Source organism: Clostridium sp., assembly GCF_032552055.1.
In the GTDB taxonomy this organism is placed as follows: Bacteria; Bacillota; Clostridia; order Clostridiales; family Clostridiaceae; genus Clostridium.
In genome coordinates, this window is record NZ_JAWGSV010000388.1 from 1 (window position 1) to 1,811 (window position 1,811).

At 25.2% G+C, this 1,811-nt stretch carries 2 protein-coding genes; both read right to left on the minus strand.

Translation table 11 applies throughout. The features are described 5' to 3' along the window. Nucleotides 1-490 precede the first annotated feature (490 nt). Nucleotides 491-1,291, minus strand: coding sequence for a GDSL-type esterase/lipase family protein (locus E6248_RS15795; protein WP_316341721.1), 801 nt, complete (start codon nucleotides 1,289-1,291; stop codon nucleotides 491-493). A gap of 126 nt (nucleotides 1,292-1,417) precedes the next feature. After that, complete coding sequence (locus tag E6248_RS15800) at nucleotides 1,418-1,585, minus strand: hypothetical protein (RefSeq protein ID WP_316341722.1); 168 nt, start codon at nucleotides 1,583-1,585, stop codon at nucleotides 1,418-1,420. Nucleotides 1,586-1,811: the final 226 nt, after the last annotated feature.

Below are 1,811 nucleotides of genomic sequence, written 5' to 3' on the forward strand. Positions count from 1 at the left end.
AATTTTATTAGAAAATTTAAAAAGTTGACAGTAATTTAATGATGTGATTATTATAATAAAATCTTATATAGAAGTAGAGCTATGCGTAAAACTATCTATTATGTGTTTATTATTAATTATAATATTTCTTATAATAATGTAAAAAGCACTCTAATTAAAGAGAGCTTAAAGTTTGAATAATATCCACTTGTAAGCAATACCTCTTAGATTACCCCCTGATTTAACAATATAAGTATCTGTAGTACTTTCATTTTCTTCTTTTCTGATCCTATAGGTGTATTAAATAAAGCAACATCTTTATTTCTTATATTAACTAATCCTTGTATTCTAACTCCAACACTATTAACATAAAGAAGTATTTCAGTTGCTACTACAAAATACTTTTCTTTAATTTATCATCTTTATTTGAGTTAACAAAAATACCAAATAGATCTATTACATACTGCTTTTCTACCTGGTATTTTTTATTTAGTTAATGCGCAATAATTATCTATTGCGAAACGCTATAAAGTTGTTTTATCTCCCTACCTATGACTTCTGAATAAAACTTCATTCCTTCCTTTGAAAGATGAACTCCATCATCATCACCTGAATTTTCTTCAGTTCTTAATATTTTATATAAGTCAACTTCTTCACTCTCGTTATATATGTCTATTACTTTAACATTGTACTCTTGTGCAACTTTTTTTGCTTTATCGTTATATAGTTTTAATTGCTTATTAGCACCACCCACTTCATCATACCACTTTGAAGGGTGCCTACTATAATAATAGCTTGATTTATCATCCATATTTCCATTGCCCTTTTCCCCTTCAATTACCATATGGGGTAAAACAATAATTGGCATAGCTTCCGCTCTTTTTATTTCAGCTATCATTTTCTTTATATTCTTTTTATATTGTTCTATTGATACCATTTCTTTATTTTGCTTTTTAAAATAGTGGTCATTCATACCAAAATTAATAAGAACATAATCTGGTTTCTTTTCAATTACATCTTTTTTGATTCTTTTCAAACCATTTTTAGTACTATCTCCTGCAATACCACTATTAATAACATTTGCATTTAAGTCTTTTGATAATAAACTAGTCCATTTCACATCATTATTAATATAAACCCCTTCTGTAATACTATCTCCAAATGCAACTATAGTGCTTCCTTTAATTTCATTACTTTTTACATTAGTACTAGCATATTTCTCAATATTTTTATTATTAAAATAAGTATATACCCAAAGCCATATATTTAAATTTAATATCGTTGATAGAACTATTTTAAATTTCTTTTTCATATGTATAACCCCTTTTTGGTATATTATACCATATATTCTATCTTGTTTATATACTGGATAAAATCTACCATTTTTATGTATTATCAATATAATTTATAATATTTTCCACTTTAAATCCTCCAATAGTTATATTCCAGAAATGTTGATATTTACTTCATTTTCTTTACCTTTTAAAATATTCATTAAAATAACCTTATTCATTATTAAAATTTCTTTAGATGCTATTTTTAACAAAAAAATAACACCATCAAATGATAGTGATGTTTCTATTTCATTATCTCTTATATTATTCATACGGATTGTCTTTATTATAGCTCAATTGGAATTTTTATATAGTGTCTTTTCTTCACTTGTTAATGTTGTAGGAGCTATTCTTTTATATTCTTCCATCTATTAAACATCCATTAAACTTCTTATGTTTATCTTTTCTAATTTATTGTTTATTGTAACCGCAGTATTAGCTATAACATTTGTTACATCTATGTTCGCTTGTACTGCTATGCTTATATCACTTATATTT

Bases quoted from the DNA above. Each gene is read 5' to 3' on its own strand.
- E6248_RS15795 (WP_316341721.1), bottom strand. From the start codon at position 1,291: ATGAAAAAGAAATTTAAAATAGTTCTATCAACGATATTAAATTTAAAT.
- E6248_RS15800 (WP_316341722.1), bottom strand. From the start codon at position 1,585: ATGAATAATATAAGAGATAATGAAATAGAAACATCACTATCATTTGAT.